This window comes from Mesorhizobium sp. M1A.T.Ca.IN.004.03.1.1 (assembly GCF_003997555.1).
Taxonomy (GTDB): domain Bacteria; phylum Pseudomonadota; class Alphaproteobacteria; order Rhizobiales; family Rhizobiaceae; genus Mesorhizobium.
On sequence record NZ_RZTV01000004.1, the window covers coordinates 1 to 21,317 of the forward strand.

Below are 21,317 nucleotides of genomic sequence, written 5' to 3' on the forward strand. Positions count from 1 at the left end.
CGCGCCGGCCACTTCCTCGCCTTCATCCATCTCGCCGCAGCTATGTTATGGATGCGCTGAATGTCGATTCAGCCTAGTTTTCACCGGTGAATTGTGATGCATCTTGTTCAGATCCTGCTCCCCTGCTCGGACAACAACGGCCAGCCTTTCGCTCAAGAAGATTTCGACCGCGTGAAGGAAGAACTGGCGAGTCGCTTCGAAGGCGTTACTGCTTACCTTCAGGCGCCTGCCGACGGTTTGTGGAAAAAGGGTGCCGAGTCCAACGCCGACAAGATTGTGATCTTCGAAGTCATGGCCAACGAGGTCGATCTCATCGACTGGCGTGAACGCCGGATCGCACTCGAGCGGTGGTTTCGACAGGAGAAGGTGGTTATCCGCTACATGCCGATCGCGCTGGTGTAGTCGTTCTTGTCCATGCACGGGAAATCAGAGCCGGCGCCTCTCCTCCCGGCGTAGCTCAGATGAGTTCGCTCGGCCCGTCGGCATCAGCCGGTCCCGAACCATTCGATGGCCGGGCGGGTGATCATCAGCCATAAGATAGCGGCGACCGCGCCGAAGGCCGGAAAGCCGAAGACGAACCAGAGCCGGAAAAGCCGGTGATAGCGCAGCGGAAGCAACTGGCCGGCTTTCGCCGCCGCCAGGGCAAGATCGCGCATCTCCATCTGCATCCAGACCACGGGAAGCCAAAAAACACCGGTCACGACGTAGAGAAGGATCGACAGCGCGATCCAGCCGTCCCAGAGCGAATAGCCGACGAGCCGGGCAAGCGCGACGCCGGTGATCGGTTGCGCTACAACTGCCGTTGCCGTGAACAGGAAATCGGCAATCACGACAATGCGCGCGACCGCGGCCACGGTAGCCGGGTTGCCGGTCCGGTGTGCAAGCAGCATGAAGAAGGCGATGCCAGCGCCCGTCCCCAGCAGAACCGCCGCGCCCACGATATGGAGATATTTGAGACCGAAGTAGAGCATCAGCGCTCCTCCAGGATCGCCAATGCGACGAAGTGCAGAAGAACGATCGGCAGGATCTTCATCAGCGGGCCGAGCGGTTCATTCCACAGATCGGGCCGCAGGAGCGTGCCGGCCAATGCATAAAAAACGCATACGCCGATCGCTCCCCAGAGCCCAACGCGCGCGGTTTTGCGAAGCGCGATGAGAAGGCCGATGACCAGGTCGGCCAGCGCGCCGGCGATGACCAACGGCGCCGCCAGCGCGCTCACCGCGGTACCGATCAGGAGTTGGACGCCGCTCTGCCATCCGGTTGTCAAGGATATGATTCCGGTCATGATCCAGAAGAACGGCAGCACCGTAAAGATCGCGGGTTTGATGAAGTAGAGGCCGGCAAACCACCTGTCCTGCACCGTGGCTGGGTTTGCGGCGAGTGCTGTCGGGAGACCTCGCGGCTCGATCCCGGTTATCGCCTTCCAGGGTCCGGGATCACCGGTTGCTCCCCGGCTGATCTCAAGGGCGGCGTTGGTGCGCATGGGAGGGCGCCATCCCAGCACACTGACGGCGTCACCCAGCCGATAAAGTAGACGCGCCGCCCATCTCGGGAGAGCCAGGACGCGAGCCTCGTCCCATCCAAGCCACCTGCGGTAATGCGCGACTACCTCCTCCATGGCGAAGGCGTCCGGACCAGCAAGGTCGAGAGCGATCCGTGACGGGCTGTCAGGGCTGAGGAAAAACGCCACCGTTTCGACCACGTCCTCAAGTTGAACCACCTGCAGACGGCCGGAGCCGGGCATGGAGGGCAGTAGAGCAAGCGCGGCAAGGCCGCGAAACAGGGCGCTCGCTCCAAAAACGGGGCGGCCCAGAACGACGGAGGGTCTCAGCACGACCCAATCCAAGTCGAGCGTCATCAAGGCCTCATCGCCGGCATATTTGCTGGCGGAGAAGGCCGAGGGTTGCTCACGATCGACGCCGATAGCGGAAAAGTGGATGACCCGGCGCACCCCGGCTTGCTGGCAGGCACGAAACAGCGCCGCTGCGCCCAATGCATGAACCCCTGTCGTATTTTCGCTGGCGCTGTCCTGCAGAACACCGGCACAATTCACCACCACGTCAACGCCTTGAAGAGCACTGCCCCAGTTCTCGGGGGCGAGCGCCTTCGCCATATCGATGGCGACCGTTCCCGCCTCCCCCGCCCGGCTTGATCGGCGTCGTGAGGCCCGCACGACCTCGTGCCCTGACGCGACCAAACGCGCGCACACCGCTGTGCCGATGAGACCGTTCGATCCCGTTACGAGAACCTTCATTGCCGATGTCCCGCCGGACAAGACAGCGCGGCGGGCCGAAGGGTCGGATCGTTCCGCAGAACGCGCCGCCCGGTCACCGGCTTCTCCTCTCGGCTTGCTGGTCGAACGCCTCGATGGCGGCGCGTTCCATCTCTCTCAGTGATCTCGAAAGCGTCAGGCCCCAAACGACATGAGCTGCAATCATCAGCATGTTTCTCCTGATGGGGTGGCGGTGCGCCGGGGTCAGAATGCGGGCGGCGGGAATCCAACCGAGATAGCTCAGCGCCCAGATGCATAAGCCGTAGGCGATCCCGCTCCCTCGAGTGGTGGGCAGCAGGGCAAACAAAGCACCGGTGAGACCGCCAAACCCGAAATGCGCAAGCAGTGTTCTTGAACGTGCTTCGCGCTCGTCAACAGCTGGAAAAGTGCGGTCGACGATCCCGCGAGGCGGAAGCGGATAGCGCTCGTCGTCGGGCAGGACTGCGTGCAGGCGCCTCATCGTTGCTGTCATCGCCATGGTCGCCGCGACGCCTGCCACAGCCCCAAGCAACGCCTTATCGAGCGGCCGCATTGCTCACCATCTCTTCTCCATTGGGATCGAAAGACGACCTTTGCGTCCAGCCTGACGTCGACGCTTCAGGCCAGAAGCAAGAATCAACGCCGTCGTCCTCGACCCTCACTTCGCTTTAAAACCTCCATCAACCCGGCAAGCCGGTCAGGGAGCCACCTCTCGGTCCGAAACAGCGGAAGTGCACGCAGATGGCGCCTCATTATCTCACTGGAAAACTGGCGCCTCAGTAGCTGCGCAATCTGCTCATTATTATGTCTTCTATGTCCAACCATTTTCGTGACCGCAATCGGTTCGGTCACCAAACCGGAAAGACTTGCAGTTTGTTCCTGGACAGCTGAGCTCTTCTGCCGGCTCCATCATGCTAAGTGCTCGTCGTCCTGTTCTGAGGTTGGCCATCCGTGTTTTCGCCGAATTGCACCCGACGACGGGCGCCGATATTGGAGCACGACCGGGGCGGGTCGCACCAAGAATGGTGACATGGGCGGCGCCGCCAACATCCAGAAGGCGCCGGCGCGGGCAGCAGCCGCCACTCGCAGAACCAGGTAATCCTATTGGCCGCGAAGCAAGCTCTCGAAAGCTTCCTCGAACAGCCTGGCCATCTCGGCATAGCCGTCGTCGGACGGATGCAGGCCGTCGCCGCAATCGAAGGCGGCGAGCAGCCTCGACGGGTTGGCGGGATCGGCCAGCGCGCGCTCGAAATCGACGACGGCATCGGCTTCGCCCGATGTCCTGATCCAGGCGTTCACCGCCTCGCGGTCGCGCTCCTTGGTCGGAGAGTAGAAAGTTCTGAGCGGCTGGCCTTCGAAGGCGCCACCGAAGGGCGGCAGCGTGCCAAGCAGCACCTTGATGCCGTTGAGGCGGGCGCGTGCGATCAATTGCCGGTAAGCCGCGATCAGGCTTTCGACGGCGACGGCCTCCTGAGGGCCGGCAAGCATGGTTTCCGGCCAGCCGATGTCGTTGATGCCTTCCAGCACCGAGACCCACCGGACGTTGGGAAAACCCAGAACGTCGCGGTCGAAGCGGGCGAGCGCGTTGGCGCCGCGGGCGCGGCTGGCAAGCACGCGGTTGCCGCCGATCCCCTGGTTGAGGACGCCGATGCCTGACAGCCGGCCGCTTTTCGCAAACCGCTCCGCCAGCCGGTCCGGCCAGCGCGCATTGCCGTCGACGGTCGAGCCGAAGCCGTCGGTGATGGAATCGCCGAGACAAACCAGAGAGCCACTGTCAGGCCCGCTCTCGACCAGCACGGCGCTGAGGAAATAGCGGCTGGTCGAGGTCTGCTGCACCGGCAGTTCGGCTGCGTCGGCGAAGTCGCCGATTTCGGAGATGTAGGCGGTCTGCTGCGCCTCGTAGTGATAGGTCTCGATCGGCGCGAAATCGGGGAAATAGAGGCTGATCGCGATCTGCCCGAGATCGGCAACCGATAGGTCCACAACATCGCCGAGCAGCGGCGCGCCGGGCGCCAGATCGGTCTGCCGTTCGCCGCCGAACGTCACCTGCCGGATGCTGCCGGCGTCGACCTCGCCGTCTTTCGCGGCAAGCGCGACGGTCGCGGCGCCGATCCGAATCGGCGAGCCGCCATATTCATTGGACAGCCTCAATCGGAACCTCTCACCGCCGGTGCTGACGCGCACGACTTGGCGTACCGTCTGCTGGTGGAAGCCATAGAGCACGGCGTCTCCCGGCCAGACGTTCATCGGGCTTGCGCTCCAGGTTCCGATCCAGTGCTTCATTCTCTCCATCCCTTCGGTTTCGACGCGCGGCCCTCCGCCAGACAGATAGTCGCGGCTTGCGGCGCGAGCTACCGGTTGCGCTTTCCCCGACACATAGATTTTTGACTCCGAATGCAACGCGCCGGAGGTCGAGCATGTTGTAGCGCAGTCGTAATCGCGGCCTCGGCTTTCACTAGCGGAATCAAAAAAGTACTAACACCCGCCCCGGAACGTGGTGGCTGGCCGGATAGCGCGCGCCTAGCCTGATCAGATCGTCCGGGGGAGGAAACGTTCCGGGGGATGTTTGGGGCTGAGTGCCCCGCCGGGCGGGCTTGGTGGAAAGCTCTACCGGCAAAGATTCCAACCATTTCAGGGAGCGAGACATGGGTTGCGAGACCAAGAGCTTAACATTGAACCGCCGCGCGCTTTTGCAGGGCGCGGCAGCCACTGCCGGCGGCCTGTTGCTGGCGGGCGGCGAGCGCGCCGCGGCGCAAGGCACGACCTCCAAGGTTGTGGCTTGGGAGACCGGCTATCTCGGCTTCTTCTTCTTCGTCGTGCTGCAGGAGGCGCTGAAGCGCAAGGTCGAAGGCCTCGGCCTGGAATTCGTCGGCAAGGACGCCAATGGCGATGCCAACGCGCAGGTCAACGACTGGAACAGCCTGCTCTTGCAGAAGCCGCGCTACCTCATTTCCGACGCGCTGGATTCGGAGCTGCTCATCCCACTGAGCAAGAAGGCGAAGTCGCTCGGCGTGCCGCTCGGCATGGTCGACACCGTGCTTACCGGCGGAGAAGTAGCCGCTTCGGTGACCTTCGACAACAAGCAGTCGGGCGTCATGGCGGCGGAGAAGACCGCCGAGCTGCTCACCAAGAAGCACGGCTCGCCGAAGGGCAGCGTGCTCAACAATTACGGCTCGCTGACCGCCGTGGCGCTGCGCGATCGCAAAGACGGTTTCGAGGACACGCTTAAGAGCAAATATCCCGACATCGAGATCATCTCGCGGCCGCAGAACAACCAGCATGAGCAGGCGCTCGCCGTGGTCTCGGCGACGCTGCGCGAGCGGCCGGACCTCGACGCCATCCACATGCCGACCGACATCTTCGTCGTTGATGCCCGCAAGGCACTCGAAACGCAGAAACGGCTGTTTCCGGTCGGCCATGAGAAGCACATCATCCTGACCAGCATCGATGCCTCGCCGAATGCGCTGGAATGGGTGAAGGCCGGCGAGATCGACGCCGACATCGCACAGGACCCGATCGCCTATGTCGAGATCGTCGTCGACCTGTTGGAAGAGTACACGCTGAAGGGCAAGCCGGTTCCGACCGGACCTTACGAAAACAAGAAGTATTTTTGGGAGAAGGGCACGATCGCCGACAGCCCGTCCGGCCCGCTGCTCACCATCCCGCCCTACTTCCTCACCAAGGAAAATGCCGACGACCCGCGCCACTGGGCCAATGTCGTGACCCAGGTGTGGAAGATGCAGCAGAACGCCGGCTGAGATCGCAGCCGACGAGGCGGGTGAGAACGCGCCCATCGCGTTCTCACCTCATTTCGAGATTGCCGGTTATCCCAATGGTCAACGCCGACGGCACAATCGTGCCCGATAGCCTTGCGCAGGACGGTGCCAACGCTGTTCTGACCGTCGACAATGTCTTCAAGCGCTTCGGCCCGCTTGCGGTGTTGGACGGCGTCTCGCTGAGCGTGTCGCGGGGCGCGATCCATGGCCTGCTCGGCAAGAACGGCGCTGGCAAATCGACGCTGTCCAACATCATCGCCGGGCTGTTGCGTCTCGACAGTGGCACCATCCTGTTGAATGGGGAGGACGTGTCGGCTCTGCCGTTGACGGCGCGCAAGAAGCGCGGGCTCCACCTTCTGTCGCAGCATTCGGAGATCTTCGAAGACCTCTCGATCGGCGAAAATCTTCTGCTGCCGGATGTGCCGAGACGCTACGGCTTGACCGACTGGCCCGCGCTCCGCCGCCGGGCGGTGCGCCAGCTCGAAAGCCACGGCATGCCGGTCGATCCGAGGCGGCGCGCCGGCGACCTCGGCGCCAGCGACAGGCGAAGGCTCGCCATCATCAAGGCGGTCGCGGCCGAAGCCTCGCTGATCATCCTCGACGAGCCGACCGCAGGCCTTGCGGCGGCCGAGCGGCTGCATCTGCTGGAATGGGTCGAGAGCCTCACCCAACGCGGCACGTCTTTCATCTACATCTCGCACCACAACGACGAGGTGCGCCAGCTCTGTTCGGAATACACGGTGCTGCGCGACGGCAAGGTGACCGCCAGCGGCAAAGCGGCGGAGCTTTCGGCCGAGGCCATGGCGCGCGTCATCACCGGCGCCGACGTCGCCGAATTCCACCGCGCCCGCAAGGATCATGGCGCGGCCATCGAGCTCAGCGGGCTATCCTTTTCCGGCGGCGGCCCGGTCGATCTTGCGATCGGCCACGGCGAGATCGTCGGCCTCGTCGGCCTGCTCGGCGAAGGGCCGCAGGAATTGATGCGGGCGCTGGGCGGCCTGCTGCCCATCGAGGCCGGTGCCGTCCTGATCGATGGCCGGGAAGCGCGTCTCGGCTCGCCGGGGCAGAGCCTCGGCTCGGGCATTGCCTACCTCACCCATGACCGCATCGGCGAAGGCCTGGTCGGCTCGATGTCGGTGACCGAGAACCTCAACCTCGGCAATTGGCCGCTATCGCTCGGCTGGCTGGTGAGCGGCGCCGGCATGAACCGCCGCATGCGCGAGGCGCGCGGCGCCATGGAGATCGTCATGGGCAGCGGCGCCCAGGAGATCGGCGAGTTGTCTGGCGGCAACCAGCAGAAGGTGCTGCTTGGCCGGCTGCTGGAACGCAAGCCGAGATTGCTTCTGCTCGACGAACCGACCGTCGGCGTCGATGTCGCCGCCAAGGAGCAGATCCACCGCCTGATCGACGATGCGACGAAGGAGGGCGTTAGCGTGCTTCTGCTCGCGCAGGACCCGGAAGAGATGCAGCGCCTCGTCGACCGTGTGGTGATCTTCTCCAAGGGTCGAATCGCGCGAATGCTGAGCGGCGCCGAGATCACCATCGATGCGATCGCCGAAGCGAGAGCGGCGCGATGACAGGGGCAGTATCAGACATGACCAGCAAGAAATTCCTTCTCGACAATGTGGTCTGGATCCTGATCATCGTGTTCAGCATCCTCGCCGGCTTCCTCAATCCCTTCTTCCTTTCGGAAGGCAATCTGCAGAACGTGCTGGTGCAGGCGACCACGCTGGGCGTGCTGGTGCTGGCGGTCTCCTTCACGCTTCTGATCGGCGAGATCGATCTCTCGGTGGTCGGCAATCTGGTCTTCTCGAGCATGGTCGGCGCCTATGCCATGCAGCAGTTCGGCGTCCACTGGACGCTGGCCGTACTCATCACCATCGTTGCCGGGGTACTCGTCGGTCTGCTCAACGGCTACTTCGTCGCCTATTTGCGCATGAATTCGCTGATCGCGACGCTGGCCATGGGGCTTTTTCTGCAAGGCGCGGTGCTCGGCGCCACCCAGGCCCGCACCATGGTGGTGACCGATGAAGGCTACAGCTACATAGGCAGCGCCACCATCGGCAGCTGGCCGGTAATGCCGATCGCCCTCTTCGTCGCCTATCTCCTGGCGCATGTCGTGCTTGCTTATTCGGCCTGGGGTCGCAACCTCTATGCCACCGGCGGCAACCGCCGGGCGGCGAATGCCGCAGGCATCAACGTCAAGCGCGCGAGGCTTGGCGCCTTCAGCGCTTCCGGCTTCCTCGCTGGAGTGGCCGGCTTCCTCTACACCTCCTATCTCGGCGGCGTCAGCGTGACCGTCGGCAGCACGACGCTGCTCTATGCCGTGGCAGCACCCGTCATCGGCGGCGTCTCGCTGTTCGGCGGCCGCGGCCGCGTCATCGGCATGCTCGGCGGCACGCTGCTCATCACCGTCATCCAGACCGGCCTGCAGCTCATCAACGTCTCGGCCTACTACATTCAGATGATCGGCGGCGCGATGATCCTGCTTGCGATCGCCGTCGATGCCTTCCGCATAAGGAGCGAGGAACGCGGCGTCGTTTGAGGCGCCGCTCAGCGCCGTGGAGGCTCAGAATAGTCAAAAAAGTACCAATGGTGTGACGCGAACATGGTGGCGAAGATCTTGTCGGCTCGATAGCTTGGCTGACATGAGGCCGAAACCGACGGCGCGTCGTAGAGGGGACGCGCCTTGGCTTCAATACGGGAGGAGCAGCGATGAAACCCGATCTTGAAGTTGTGCAGATCAGGCCGGGCGAGTCTTTCACTGCCTGGTCGCACGGTTACCCGTTCCGCACGGTGCGCTGGCATTTCCATCCGGAATACGAACTGCATCTCATCGTCGCCACCCGCGGCCGCTATTTCGTCGGCGACTTCATCGGCGAGTTCGAGCCGGGCAATCTGGTGCTGACCGGCCCCAACCTGCCGCACAACTGGGTGAGCGATGTGCCAAAGGACGCGACGGTGCCGCTCCGCTGCCGCATCATTCAGTTCAATGAGGGCTTTATCGAAGGCGCTATCAACACCTTCCCCGAGCTCGCGGCGCTGACGCCGGTGCTCGAAGCCTCGCGCCGCGGCGTGCTGTTCAGCCGCCAGACCAGCAAGCAGCTTGGCCCGCTGATGGAAGAGATCATGAATTCGCAAGGCGTGCGCCGCATCGAGCTGTTCATGATGATAATGGGTCTGCTCAGCCGCGCCGAAGGCGCGCGCATGCTGGCCAGCGCGAGCTACCTGCCCGATCCGTCGGGCTATATGTCGGCCGGCATCAACAAGGCGCTTGCCTATCTGCGCGAGAACCTGACCCAGCCCTTCAGCGAGACGGACCTGGCCGCCATCGCCGGCCAGTCGCCCAGTGTGTTCTCCCGCTCCTTCCGCCAGCACACCGGTATGACGCTGGTTCAGTATGTGAAGCGGCTGCGCATCAACCTGGCCTGCCAGATGCTGATGAGCGACGAGCAGGCTTCGATCACCAGCATCTGCTTCGAGGTCGGCTACAACACCCTTTCCAACTTCAACCGGCAGTTTCTCGCCGAAAAGGGCATGACGCCCTCGCATTTCCGGCGGCTGACACTGCACAACATCAACCTGGCGAAAGCGGCCTAGCCAGCCGGCACGACAAGCAGCGGCGTCGAATTGGCATGGGCAAACGTGCGCGGCAAGGCAAAGCTTTGCCTGCGCCGCTAGCCGGAACGGCAACACCGATAGGGAACGAAGGTGACATCACCGTCCGCGACCTTGTCATCCTGCCGCAAAGCAATGACCTATAGCAACCGAACGGATCGGGCGAAGGATCTGAAGTCATGAGCAGTCATTTCATCGGCATCGACATCGGCACCGGCAGTGCCCGCGCGGGCGTCTTCGACGAAGCGGGCGCCATGCTTGCGTCCGCCAAGGCCGACATCGCCACCTGGCATGCCGAAGGCCATATCGTCGAGCAATCGAGTAATGACATCTGGCGCGCCGTTGCTACGACCGTCCGCGAGGCGGTGTCGCTTGCCGGCATCTCGGCGCAGTCGGTGCATGGCGTCGGCTTCGACGCCACCTGCTCGCTTGTCGTTCTAGGGCCGGGTGGCGAGCCGCTGACGGTCAGCCCGTCAGGGGATCGCGAGCGCAACATCATCGTCTGGATGGACCACCGCGCCACCGAGCAGGCGCGCAGGATCAACGGCACCGGCGAGGATGTGCTGCGCTATGTCGGCGGCACAATCTCGCCCGAGATGGAAACCCCGAAGCTCTTATGGCTCGCCGAGAACATGCCGCGGACCTTCGCCGCGGCATGGCAGTTCATGGATCTCGCCGATTTCCTCACCTGGCGCGCCACCGGCAGCCTGGCGCGCTCGACCTGCACGGTGACTTGCAAATGGACCTATCTCGCGCATGAGGCACGCTGGGATGATGGCTATTTTCGCAAGGTCGGGCTCGGCGCGCTCGCGGATGAGAAATTTGCCCGGATCGGCACCGAGGTCGTGGCGCCGGGGAGCGCGCTGCCCAACGGCTTGAGGAGCAAGGCGGCGGCCGAGCTTGGCCTTTTGCCCGGAACGCCGGTCGCCGCCGGCATGATCGATGCGCATGCCGGCGGCATCGGCTCGGTCGGCGCGCGCGGCGGCGCCGGCGATGTGACCACGCGCATGGCCTATGTCTTCGGCACTTCGGCCTGCACCATGACGACGACCGAGCAGGCGGCTTTCGTGCCGGGCGTGTGGGGGCCCTATTTCTCCGCGATGGTGCCGGGGCTGTGGCTGAACGAAGGCGGCCAGTCGGCCGCGGGCGCCGCCATCGATCGCCTGGTCGGCATGCACCCCGCCGCCGTCGAGCTGGCCGGGATCGCGGCGCGAGGCGGCCAGAACCTCAGCCAGTGGCTGGCGCAGGAGGCGGAGCGGCATGGCGGTGCGGCGAAGGCGGACAGACTGGTCGGCGGCTTGCATGTCGTTCCCGAATTTCTAGGCAATCGTGCCCCCTTGGCCAATCCCGACGCGCGCGGACTGGTCGCCGGCTTGGACATGGCGACCGGGGCCGACAGTCTCGTCGCGCTCTATGTCGCCGGCCTCTGCGGCCTCGGCTATGGCGCCCGCCAGATCCTGGCCGCCATGCATGGCCGCGGCATCAACATCGATACGATCGCCATCAGCGGCGGCGCAGGGCAGAGCCCGCTCGTGCGACAGCTCATCGCCGACTCCACCGGCAAGGTGGTCTACGCGCCAACGTCCCCCGAGCCGGTGCTGCTCGGCTCAGCGATGCTCGGCGCGGTGGCCGCCGGGCGCCACTCCGACCTTCGCGCGGCCATGGCGGCGATGTCGGAGGTGGGCGAGGTCTATTCGCCGAACGCCGCGCTCGCTGCCTGCCACGACGGGCGCTTTGCCGCGTTCGAACTCCTGCAGGCTGCTGCGCTGTCAGTTTTGGCTGTGTGAGATATCCAGCCGTCGCCCGCCAACATTCACCGTCACTTGCCCTCTTGGGCCGGAACCATCGCCGGGCGGAGGGGTTGTGTCGTCAGACTTCGATACATGGAAGGAAAGACGATGCGGACATTGACGATGATGCTCGCTCTTTCGACCCTTGCCCTGGCGCAGTCGGTCTCGGCTCAACACGCCGATCCGCAACCGCCCCAGGTTCTGCCACCGGCTGAACAACCTCGGCTCGACCAGGTGCAACCCGATCCGCCAAGTTCCGGCCAGACCGTTACTAACGTCGTGGTGGTGGCGATGGAGGACCTGCCCGCGGAGATCAAGGTTCAGGCCGAAGCCGTGGTCACCAGGACAACCGCCACGGACCTGGCCAAGCTGCAGAAATCGATCGATGCCTCGCCCGAGGCGGTATCGGTGCTGCATGCGAACGGGCTGAATTCCTCGCAGGTCGTCGCGGCCAACATCGATGGCGACGGCACGCTGACGCTGATCATCCAGACCACGACATGATCAGCGGCGCCGCGGGCGGTTGACCCGACTGCAGCGGCCAAACAAAATGAGAGTCCGCGAAGAGGCCGCCATGGCCGAAACCGCAATTCGCAACTTCACGCTCAACTTCGGACCGCAGCACCCGTCGGCGCATGGTGTGCTCAGGCTAGTGCTGGAACTCGACGGCGAGATCGTCGACCGCGCCGATCCGCATATCGGCCTGCTCCACCGCGGCACCGAGAAGCTGATCGAATACAAGAACTATCTGCAGGCCCTGCCCTATTTCGACCGGCTCGACTATGTGGCGCCGATGAACCAGGAGCATGCCTTCTGCCTCGCCGCCGAGAAGCTGCTCGAAATATCGGTTCCCCGGCGCGGACAGCTTATCCGCGTCCTGTTTTGCGAGATCGGCCGGCTGTTGTCGCACCTGCTCAACGTCACCACGCAGGCGATGGATATCGGCGCGCTGACGCCGCCGCTCTGGGGCTTCGCCGAGCGGGAGAAGCTGATGGTCTTTTATGAGCGCGCGTCGGGCGCGCGCATGCATGCCAACTATTTCAGGGTCGGCGGCGTGCATCAGGATCTGCCGGGAGAGTTGCTCGACGACATCTGGAATTTCTGTGATCCGTTCCTGGGAACTTTGAGCAATCTCGATGAACTCCTGACCGAAAACCGTATCTTCAAGCAGCGCAATGTCGACGTCGGCGTGATCGGACAGGACGATGCTTGGGCATGGGGTTTCTCCGGCCCGATGGTGCGCGGCTCGGGCGCGGCCTGGGATTTGCGCAAGGCGCAACCCTATGAATGCTATCCCGAAATGAATTTCGACATTCCGGTCGGCAAGCACGGCGACTGCTACGACCGCTATCTCGTGCGCATGGAGGAGATGCGGCAGTCGGTTAGGATCATGAGGCAATGTCTGGAGAAGCTGCGCTTGCCCGACGGGCACGGCCCGGTCGCCGTACCGAACCAGAAGATCACGCCGCCGCCGCGCGCCACCATGAAGCGTTCCATGGAGGCGACGATCCACCATTTCAAGCTCTACACCGAAGGCCATCATGTGCCGCAGGGCGAGGTCTACGCCGCGGTGGAGGCGCCCAAAGGCGAATTCGGCGTCTATCTTGTCTCTGACGGCAGCAATGTTCCGTACCGCTGCAAGATACGTGCGCCGTCTTTCGCCCACCTTCAGGCGATGGACTTCCTGTCGCGCGGGCACATGATCGCCGATGTCGCGGCCATCATCGGATCGCTGGATATCGTGTTCGGAGAGATCGATCGCTGAGTGGAGGTGCGGCGCGGGCAGCCCTAAGAGCAAATTCCAGACATAGTCCCAAACTTCGCGCGGGGAATTGCATCAACAGCAGAATGAGCGAAGCAAAAAGATAGAGCGGTTCGACGTTCTCGCAAAACGGTGAATCGCTCTAGCTACCGACGGCTGGGGACAACTCCCCTCCGTCTCCGATAAGGATTGAACTTGCCGCGGTTCTTCGAACCGCGGCAGTCGTCTTAGTGCATGAACACCGATCTCAGCCAGGCAAGAATGCCCGAGCCTGGAGAGATGGCCGCGCGAACGCGGGACGCCGCCCAGCGTGCCGGCAGATTGGCGCCGACATGGCAATGGCAGACGACCTCGTGCAGTTGCCAGTCGCTGAGTTCGAAGAAGCGCTTTGCTTCGCCGTAGGTGTCGTCCTTCAGGCCCTGAGCACGAAAGATCGGGTCTTCGAAGGCGACAGTAATCGGCGATCCGGTGGAACGCATCTTTTCGCGCACGTCGGGTGTGGCGTATTCGGTGCCCGCAAGCGCCATAAGGCGCCGGCCGGGATCCTGCTCGAGAAGTTGCGCCCAGCGTTCGAGGCGTTGGCCACGACTGGCGATGAGAACCGCTGCTTCAGCATGAACGTCGGCAACGGCATTGAGTTGGTCTACGGTTTGGTGCTTCAAGGCCGCCTCCTATGTCGGCAGATGATCACCCGCCCCGCAAACGGAACTAAGGCGCTGCATGGCGCCGGCAAGGGCGAAATGGGCGACGGGAAATCATTTGATCGTCATTCGTGTCCGACCCCGCCGAAGCGCGGCGGGATCGCTGTGGAACCATCCCCGGTCGAGGCCGTTCTGCCATGCGTCAGCCGCCGGTGATCAGGTGTCGATGAAGCGTCGGATGAGGCGGCTCTACCCATCATGTTCTGGTCGGGCAGATACCGGTTGCCCAAACCGCATCTCGCGGACTGCTCTGCCAGCGCAACGAGGGACGACCTTATGGCTATTCTCCCCACTCCCGACCCCACGCCAACGCCGGTCCCCACGCCGCCGCCGTTTCCCGACCCAAAACCGATGCGCGAACCAGATCCGGAGAGGCTGCCGGACGAGGAACCCGTTCCCAATCCGGATGAGAACGACGTGCCTCCCAAGCACTCGGGTGCGCTCGGTGCAGGGCCACGAGGCCATATCGGTGCGGGACATCATCGATGAGGCCGACCTCGGCCGCTCGGCTGATTGGCCACACGTCGGCCGGTCGCGCCGCCCCGCATTGTAAAGCGGATTGAACGATTCAAAGCACCAAGCCGGCGTCTATTCAAACCGCGCCGGCGTCCAGGCTCCTCCGGCCGCGTTCGACTCCACTGCCGCCGCCAGGAACTTCACACCACGAGCGCCGTCGACGACGTCCGGCACCTGCGCCGCGCGCGCAACATCGACCGCAGCGCCCGCTCGATGCGCGCGGATGATGTCGGCGGCATCGCGGTAGAAATTGGCGAAGGCCTCGATATAGCCCTCGGGATGCGCCGCCGGCATGCGCGAGACGCGCCGGGCTTCCGTCGTCGAGCCGTGGCCGCCGCGCACCAGCGTGCGTGCCTCCTCGCCATACGGCGCGAAGCGCAGTTCCTCCGGCCGCGTGCCCGACCATTCGAGCCCGGCCCGGTCGCCATAGATGCGCACCGAGAGATCGTTGTAGTGGCCGGGCGAAGTCTGGCTGGCGAGGATGGTGCCGCGCGCCCCGCCGGTCCAGCGCACGAGGACATGCGCGTTGTCGTCGAGGCGACGACCTGGCACGGCGGTGAAAAGGTCCGCCGATACGGCGTCAGCCTCGAAGCCGGAGATGAAGCTCGCCAGGTTGAAGGCGTGCACGCCGATGTCGGCAAGCACCGCCGATTGCCCGGCGCGCGCAGGGTCGGTGCGCCATTCGGCCTGCTTCTGGCCTTGCGCGTCGATCGGCTGCGTCAGCCAGTCCTGGATGTAGGCACCGTGCACGGATAGGATGCGGCCGAGTTCGCCCGCTGCCACCATTTCGCGCGCCTGCCGCGCCATGGCGTAACCGGTGTTGTTCAATGTGACGAGGAAGCGGCGCTTCTTGGCTTTCGTCAGCGCCACCAACGCCTCAGCCTCGGCAAGCGTTGTCGACAGCGGCTTGTCGCAGATGACGTCGATGCCGGCTTCTAGGAAAGCAGTGGCGATCGGCGCATGCAGATGGTTGGGCGTGACGATGACCACCGCCTCGATGCCGTCCGTCCGCGCCGCTTCGGCCTTTGCCATCGCATGGTAGTCGTCATAGCTGCGCTCCGGCGCGATGCCGATCTCAGCGGCGGATGCCGCAGCGTTCTCGGCATCCGAGGACAGCGCACCCGCCACCAGCAGGATCTGGTCGTCGAGCCGCATGGCCAACCGATGAACCGCGCCGATGAAGGCGTTGCGACCGCCGCCGACCATGCCGACCGTCAGGCGCCTGCGGAAGGTTCCGTCAGCGGTTGCGTAGACCATGGTTCGAGTCCTCCCGGATGCCGTCCAGCACAGGGACTATAGGAGGCGCCTCGCCAATTTCGAACAGCCTTTCCAAATTTTGTTTTGTAAAACGATCGTGCCGCACTAGCCTTATGCGAGACCGGTGGAGGAGGGTTCGAATGGTGAAGCGTCGCATGGCTACCTGCCGGCTTGTCCAGGCGATGGAAGCAAGACAATCGCTTCAGGTTTTGAATTCTCCCCTTTCTCCAAACGTCGACAATTGGCGATCTTCATCGCAAGTTCGGGGCGCCTCAGGTACAACAGCTCGAATCCGGCCCATCTGATGAGCGGCGCACGAACCTCACCCGGCGAGAGCGTTACCCGGAAACGCGGCCGTTCGCTGGCGGCACTTGGCCACACGAAACCACAAACCTATGAGGAGCTGCGCGCGGTGCTCTCCTCCGGCACCGTGCATTTCCCGAAAAGGATGCGCCAGGTCGCCATCTTCCTATGGCAGCATCCGAGCGACGTTGCGCTTGGCACCATCGCCCAGGTGGCGGCGCAGGCAGGCGTGCAGCCCTCGACGCTGGTACGCTTCGCGCAGATCTTCGGCTATGCCGGCTTTTCCGACTTCCAAGGCCTGTTCAAGGACCACATGAAAGGCTCCTGGCCGGAAGGACGCACGCGCGACAACAAGGGACCGGCAGCAGCCGAACCCCACGCCGACTTGCATTTCCTCAACGGCATGGTCGGCGCCTCGCAGGCTTCGCTCAACCGCATCGGCAATGGTTTCGACACCGACAGCTTCGACAAGATGGCCGACTTGCTGGCGGGAGCCGAGCTGATCTATGTCATCGGCAGCAAGCGCGCTTTCCCGGTCACCACCTATCTGTCGCTGACGCTGTCGCAACAGGGCGTGCGCAACGTGTTGGTCGACAATGTCGGCTCGACCGCGCTCGATCAGGTCGGCTGCATAAGCCAGCGCGACGCGGTGCTCGCCGTTTCCTTCAGCCCTTACAACTCGATTACGCCAGACCTGGTCGCCCTCGCCCATGATCGCGGAGCACGCATCGTCGCCATCACCGACAGCACCTTCTCACCGCTGGTGAAACTCTCCGACACCTGGCTGGAAGTGGTGGAACAGGACTTCGCAGGCTTCCGCTCGCTCGCCGCTTCGCTCGCCGTCGGCATGGCTTTGGTCCACGGCGTCGTCGCGCGGCGGACAGGCTGATCGGCGCAGTTGACTGCAAGGAACTGTCGTTCCATATTCGAGAAAATAGAAACTTTGTTCCGGGAGGAGGAATGGAGGTTCGGCTCGACGGCAAGGTCTTGTTGATCACCGGTTCGACCCAAGGCATCGGCCGCGCGATTGCCTGGACGGCCGCCCGTTCCGGCGCCGAAGGTTTGCTGATCACCGGCCGCAACCGGCAGCGCGGCGACGCGGTCGCGGCGGAACTGTCGGCGATCGGGGCGCCGTCCGCTTTCCTGGCAGCCGACCTCGGCGTCCCGGAGACTCCGGCCCTGCTCGCCGCCGCATGCACCGAGCGCTTCGGCCGCATCGACGGGCTGGTCAATGCAGGGGCTCTGACCGACCGGGCCTCCTTCGTCGATGCCGGCCTCGACGACTGGACATCATTGTTCGCCGTCAATGCGCGTGCGCCTTTCTTCCTGATGCAGGCGGCGATCGCCGACATGAAAAAGCGCGGACAAGGCGGCGCCGTCGTCAACATCCTGTCGATCAATGCGCATTGCGGCGCGCCGGATCTCGCCGTCTATTCCGCCACCAAGGGCGCCCTGGCGACGCTGACCAAGAATGCCGCCAACGCGCACCGCTTCGATCGCATCCGCGTCAACGGCATCAATGTCGGCTGGACCGACACGCCCGCCGAACGCGTCATGCAGGCCGAAACGCTCGGCCACGGCCCGGGCTGGCTAGACGCGGCCAATGCCGCGCAGCCCTTCGGCCGGCTACTCTCCGTTACCGACGTAGCGAACCTCGCCGTCTTCCTGCTTTCCGACGCGGCCGGGCCGATGACCGGCGCGCTGATCGACCAGGAGCAATGGGTGATCGGAGCGAACCGGTGAGCATCTCACCCTCCGCCAATCTCGGCCCCGCCCTGCTCGGCGGCCTGCCGCCTGAAGTCCGCAAACCGGCTTACGCTCGCTCGGCGCTGCAGCCGGGCATTGCCCATATCGGCGTCGGCGCCTTTCACCGCTGCCACCAGGCCGAATACACCGATGACCTCCTGGCGGATGATTTCGACCGCTGGGGACTGGTCGGCATCAACATCCGGCCTCCCGTGCTTGCCGCGACGCTCGGCCGGCAGGACGGCCTCTATACGCGGCTCATCCGTCAGAACAACGAGGTCGAGGCCCGCGTCATCGGCAGCATCGCCCGTGTGGTCGACAGCCAGCACAGCGCCGCGCCCGCACTCGAGGTGCTCGCCTCGCCCGATATCGAGATGGTCACGATGACGGTGACCGAAAAGGGCTATTGCCACATCCCGTCGAGCGGCGCGCTCGACCTAGACCATCCCGACATTGTCCGCGACCTCGCCAACCCCGAGGCCCCGCGCAGCGTGCCCGGCATCCTGGCACGAGCGCTTGAGCTGCGCATGGGCTCGCATGGCCGCCCGGTGACGCTGCTTTCCTGCGACAATATCCCGGCCAACGGCACTATCCTCGGCAATGTCGTGCGGACATTCGCCGAGCGGTGCGGCAACGGCTTGGCGGACTGGATCGCCGCCAATGTCGCCTTCCCCTCGGCTATGGTCGACCGCATCGCGCCGGCAACGACCGAGGACGATATCGAGACGGTCGAGCAGCGCTTCGGCTATCGCGACAGCGCCGTCGTCGTCGGCGAGCGCTTTCGGCAATGGGTGATCGAGAACCGCTTCGCCGGCCGCGTGCCGCGCTGGGACCGCATCGGCGCCGCTTTCGTAGACGACGTCACGCCGTTCGAGCATCTCAAGATGCGGGTGCTGAACGGCGCCCAGACGACGCTCAGCTATCTTGGCGTTTTGGGCAGCTTCGAGCACACATCGGACGCCATGGCCGACCCGTTGCTTGCCACCTTCGTCCGCCGCATGCTGACGGAAGAGACGCTGCCGACGCTGATGCCCGTGCCCGGCATCTCGCCGTCGGCCTATGTCGAGCAAAGCCTTTCGCGCCTCGCCAACACGGCGATCCGCCACCGCAATCACCAGATTGCTACCGACGGCTCGCAGAAGATCGTCCAGCGCCTGCTCAACCCGGTCAGTGATCGCCTGGCTAAGGGCCAAAGCATCGCGCTGCTGTCGGTTCCGATCGCGGGCTGGATGGCCTATCTGATCAAGGCATCGCCGCGCTTCGGCCGCACCTGGCAGGTCTCCGATCCTTTTGCCGAAAAGATTGCGGCCATCGCCGACCGCGTTGGTTCGGACAGCAAGGCGCTTGCCAATGCAATCCTTGCCATCGAAGCCATCTTCCATCCGTCACTTGCTGCCAGCGACGTGTTCCATGCAAATGTCGTCACCAGCCTCGATCGTTTGCTGTCAGATGATCCGATGGCCTTTGTCAGACATGTGTGCACTGACCCAACAGATGCACGGTTGAAGCGACCAGCACGATCTGCATAGTACGAAGCGGGAGGCATCATGAAGCTTGGACTGCTCACGGCACCATTTCCGGATATTGCCCTCGGCGATGTCGCCGACTGGGCGAACTCGGCCGGCTTCGAAGCGCTCGAGATCGCCTGCTGGCCGAAGACTTCGGGCGCCAGCCGCCGCTATGCCGGCACCAGCCATATCGACGCCGCCGGCACATCCCCCGCGCAAGCCAAGGACATTGCGGCCGAGCTCGCCGGCAAGGGCCTGACGATCTCCGGTCTCGGTTTCTATCCCAATCCGTTGCATCCCGATCAGGCGCATCGCGATGCGGTGATCGATCACCTGAAGAAGGTGATCGTGCTGGCAAGCCGAATCGGTGTCTCGCTCGTCAACACCTTCTGCGGCGGCGACGCCTCGAAGACTGTCGACGACAACTGGCAGGCCGCGCAGAAAATCTGGCCCGCGATCATCGCCCACGCGCGCGAGCTCGGCGTCAAGCTCGCCTTCGAGAACTGCCCGATGATCTTCAGCTATGACGAATGGCCGGGCGGACACAACATCGCCTATTCGCCCTATGTCTGGCGCCGGATTCTCGAGGCCTGGGGCGGCGACGTCGGCATGAATTTCGACCCCTCGCATCTCGTCTGGCAGATGATCGACAAGGAACGCTTCATCCGCGAGTTCGGCCCGCACATGCTGCATGTGCATGCCAAGGACCTGATGATCGATCATGATGGTTTGTATGAGCGCGGGATCCTTTCCGCAGGCATAGGCTGGCAGGTGCCACGCATGCCGGGGCTTGGCGACATCACCTGGAGCAGCATCTTTTCGGGCCTTTACCGGGCTGGATATGACGGGCCGGTGGTCATCGAGCATGAGGACCGCCGGTTCGAGGGAAGCGACGAGAAGGTCAAGCGCGGTTTTCTGCTGGCTCGCGACGTGCTGCGCCCCTTCGTCAAATGAGGGGACAAACGGCTAGGCTTCGATCGCTTCGGAGCCCAGGAACTGAAATCAATGTGGAGGAGTACTGAAATGAAGAAATACCTGACGATGGCCCCGCTGCTTGCCGGCGCTGCCTTGCTTGCCTCGGTGGGCGTGTCGTCCGCCGAAGGCAAATACACGATCGGCATCTCCAACACCGTGCAGGGCAATGGCTGGCGTGAGGAAATGATCTGCGCCATGAAGGCCCAGGCGCTCGCCTCCGGCGAAGTGGCGAAGCTCAACATCGCCCACCGCAACACCGACGCCGCCGGCCAGCTCGAGGACATCCGCAATCTGATCAGCGCCAAGGTAAACGCCATCGTCGTCAACCCGGCCGATCCGGCCGGCATCAAGGCCGGTCTGGAGGAAGCCACCAAGGCGGGTATCGTCGTCGTCGCTGTCGACCAGGCGGTGACCGAGCCGTCCGCATACATCATCTCCAACAACCAGGAACAGTATGCCTATCTCGGCGCCAAGTGGCTGTTCCAGCAGATGGGCGGCAAGGGCGAGGTGCTGTACATGCGCGGCGCCGCCGGTGCTTCCGCCGACAGCGACCGCGACAAGGGCTTCAAGAAGGCGCTGGCCGAATTCCCCGACGTGAAGGTCGCGCAGGAAGTCTTCACCGGCTGGCAGCAGGACCAGGCCAAGCAGCAGATCCTGTCCTTCCTCGCCACCGGAACGCCGATCAACGGCATTTGGACCTCCGGCATCGACAACGTCATCGTCGACGCTCTGGTCGAGCAGCAGGCGCCGATGGTGCCGGTTGTCGGCGCCGACAATGCCGGCTTCGTCGGTCAGTTGAACACGGTTAAGGGTCTGGTCGGCGCTGCCGTCACCAATCCCGGCTCGATCGGCGGCGCCGGCGTTACGCTCGCACTGCAGATCCTCGACGGCAAGAAGCCGGCGCAGCAAACCGTTCTGGTCGAGCCGCAGCTCTGGGAAAATGTCACGGAGGAAGGCAAGGCCAAGCTGAAGGCGGCCGCCGATCCTTCGCTCAGCCCCGAATGGCCGGTCTCGATCTCTATCCCGGACTGGACCACCTACACCAAGGAGCAGATCGTCGCCTGCAAGGGTCCGGGCGAATAGTCGCCTGAGCGACTTCAACTCCGCAGATTTC

General features: G+C 64.0%; 20 protein-coding genes. 14 read left to right on the top strand and 6 right to left on the bottom strand.

Features of this window, described 5'->3' with window-relative positions:
- Window positions 1-96 precede the first annotated feature (96 nt).
- Entirely contained in the window at window positions 97-402 is a 306-nt protein-coding gene (locus EOD29_RS13925) for a hypothetical protein (protein ID WP_067318770.1), read from the top strand.
- A gap of 83 nt (window positions 403-485) precedes the next feature.
- On the opposite strand, the gene EOD29_RS13930 is transcribed toward EOD29_RS13925, so the two are convergent.
- The 4 genes from EOD29_RS13930 to EOD29_RS13950 form a co-directional block, all read right to left on the bottom strand.
- Window positions 486-971 (bottom strand): DUF2269 family protein, encoded by a 486-nt coding sequence (locus EOD29_RS13930; RefSeq protein WP_127247012.1) that lies wholly within the window; start codon window positions 969-971, stop codon window positions 486-488.
- Window positions 971-2,254, bottom strand: a complete 1,284-nt coding sequence (locus EOD29_RS13935; RefSeq protein WP_127247013.1) for an SDR family oxidoreductase — start codon at window positions 2,252-2,254, stop codon at window positions 971-973. The genes EOD29_RS13930 and EOD29_RS13935 overlap by 1 nt, the downstream gene beginning before the upstream one ends.
- A gap of 73 nt (window positions 2,255-2,327) precedes the next feature.
- Window positions 2,328-2,804, bottom strand: a complete 477-nt coding sequence (locus tag EOD29_RS13940; protein ID WP_127247014.1) for a hypothetical protein — start codon at window positions 2,802-2,804, stop codon at window positions 2,328-2,330.
- A gap of 548 nt (window positions 2,805-3,352) precedes the next feature.
- Window positions 3,353-4,534, bottom strand: a complete 1,182-nt coding sequence (locus tag EOD29_RS13950) for an SGNH/GDSL hydrolase family protein (protein ID WP_164763765.1) — start codon at window positions 4,532-4,534, stop codon at window positions 3,353-3,355.
- Between the two features lie 362 nt (window positions 4,535-4,896).
- On the opposite strand from EOD29_RS13950, the gene EOD29_RS13955 reads away from it, so the two are divergent.
- The 7 genes from EOD29_RS13955 (at window position 4,897) to EOD29_RS13985 (ending at window position 13,200) form a co-directional block, all read left to right on the top strand.
- Window positions 4,897-6,009 (top strand): sugar ABC transporter substrate-binding protein, encoded by a 1,113-nt coding sequence (locus tag EOD29_RS13955; protein WP_067318782.1) that lies wholly within the window; start codon window positions 4,897-4,899, stop codon window positions 6,007-6,009.
- A 74-nt stretch (window positions 6,010-6,083) separates the two neighbouring features.
- Entirely contained in the window at window positions 6,084-7,604 is a 1,521-nt protein-coding gene (locus tag EOD29_RS13960) for a sugar ABC transporter ATP-binding protein (protein WP_164763766.1), read from the top strand.
- Between the two features lie 17 nt (window positions 7,605-7,621).
- Window positions 7,622-8,572 carry an ABC transporter permease gene (locus tag EOD29_RS13965; protein WP_164747628.1) on the top strand — a complete coding sequence of 317 codons (951 nt, stop codon included), beginning with the start codon at window positions 7,622-7,624 and terminating at the stop codon, window positions 8,570-8,572.
- Window positions 8,573-8,742: 170 nt separating this feature from the next.
- Window positions 8,743-9,627: an AraC family transcriptional regulator gene (locus tag EOD29_RS13970; RefSeq protein WP_127247017.1), complete on the top strand. Its 885-nt coding sequence runs from the start codon at window positions 8,743-8,745 to the stop codon at window positions 9,625-9,627.
- Window positions 9,628-9,824: 197 nt separating this feature from the next.
- Window positions 9,825-11,432: an FGGY-family carbohydrate kinase gene (locus EOD29_RS13975; RefSeq protein ID WP_127247018.1), complete on the top strand. Its 1,608-nt coding sequence runs from the start codon at window positions 9,825-9,827 to the stop codon at window positions 11,430-11,432.
- Between the two features lie 111 nt (window positions 11,433-11,543).
- Entirely contained in the window at window positions 11,544-11,939 is a 396-nt protein-coding gene (locus tag EOD29_RS13980) for a hypothetical protein (RefSeq protein ID WP_127247019.1), read from the top strand.
- 70 nt (window positions 11,940-12,009) lie between these two features.
- On the top strand, window positions 12,010-13,200 hold the full coding sequence (locus EOD29_RS13985; RefSeq protein WP_127242088.1) for an NADH-quinone oxidoreductase subunit D: 1,191 nt from the start codon (window positions 12,010-12,012) through the stop codon (window positions 13,198-13,200).
- 224 nt (window positions 13,201-13,424) lie between these two features.
- Here EOD29_RS13985 and EOD29_RS13990 read toward each other — a convergent pair whose 3' ends face one another.
- Entirely contained in the window at window positions 13,425-13,859 is a 435-nt protein-coding gene (locus tag EOD29_RS13990) for a hypothetical protein (RefSeq protein WP_067003930.1), read from the bottom strand.
- A 315-nt stretch (window positions 13,860-14,174) separates the two neighbouring features.
- Between EOD29_RS13990 and EOD29_RS37160 the strand changes: the two genes are divergently transcribed.
- A complete protein-coding gene (locus tag EOD29_RS37160; RefSeq protein WP_082953623.1) occupies window positions 14,175-14,387 on the top strand; it encodes a hypothetical protein in 213 nt (70 codons plus the stop codon).
- Window positions 14,388-14,486: 99 nt separating this feature from the next.
- Here EOD29_RS37160 and EOD29_RS14000 read toward each other — a convergent pair whose 3' ends face one another.
- On the bottom strand, window positions 14,487-15,671 hold the full coding sequence (locus EOD29_RS14000) for a Gfo/Idh/MocA family oxidoreductase (RefSeq protein WP_127213971.1): 1,185 nt from the start codon (window positions 15,669-15,671) through the stop codon (window positions 14,487-14,489).
- A gap of 304 nt (window positions 15,672-15,975) precedes the next feature.
- On the opposite strand from EOD29_RS14000, the gene EOD29_RS14005 reads away from it, so the two are divergent.
- From EOD29_RS14005 to EOD29_RS14025, 5 genes are all read left to right on the top strand, one after another.
- The gene (locus EOD29_RS14005) at window positions 15,976-16,863 is read left to right on the top strand and encodes a MurR/RpiR family transcriptional regulator (RefSeq protein ID WP_095800653.1); all 888 of its coding nucleotides are present in this window, start codon (window positions 15,976-15,978) and stop codon (window positions 16,861-16,863) included.
- A gap of 71 nt (window positions 16,864-16,934) precedes the next feature.
- Window positions 16,935-17,717: an SDR family oxidoreductase gene (locus EOD29_RS14010; RefSeq protein ID WP_095823471.1), complete on the top strand. Its 783-nt coding sequence runs from the start codon at window positions 16,935-16,937 to the stop codon at window positions 17,715-17,717.
- Window positions 17,714-19,249 (top strand): mannitol dehydrogenase family protein, encoded by a 1,536-nt coding sequence (locus EOD29_RS14015; RefSeq protein ID WP_245475343.1) that lies wholly within the window; start codon window positions 17,714-17,716, stop codon window positions 19,247-19,249. The genes EOD29_RS14010 and EOD29_RS14015 overlap by 4 nt, the downstream gene beginning before the upstream one ends.
- Window positions 19,250-19,267: 18 nt before the next feature.
- Complete coding sequence (locus EOD29_RS14020) at window positions 19,268-20,182, top strand: sugar phosphate isomerase/epimerase (protein ID WP_127247021.1); 915 nt, start codon at window positions 19,268-19,270, stop codon at window positions 20,180-20,182.
- 69 nt (window positions 20,183-20,251) lie between these two features.
- Window positions 20,252-21,286 (top strand): ABC transporter substrate-binding protein, encoded by a 1,035-nt coding sequence (locus EOD29_RS14025; RefSeq protein WP_067003942.1) that lies wholly within the window; start codon window positions 20,252-20,254, stop codon window positions 21,284-21,286.
- Window positions 21,287-21,317: the final 31 nt, after the last annotated feature.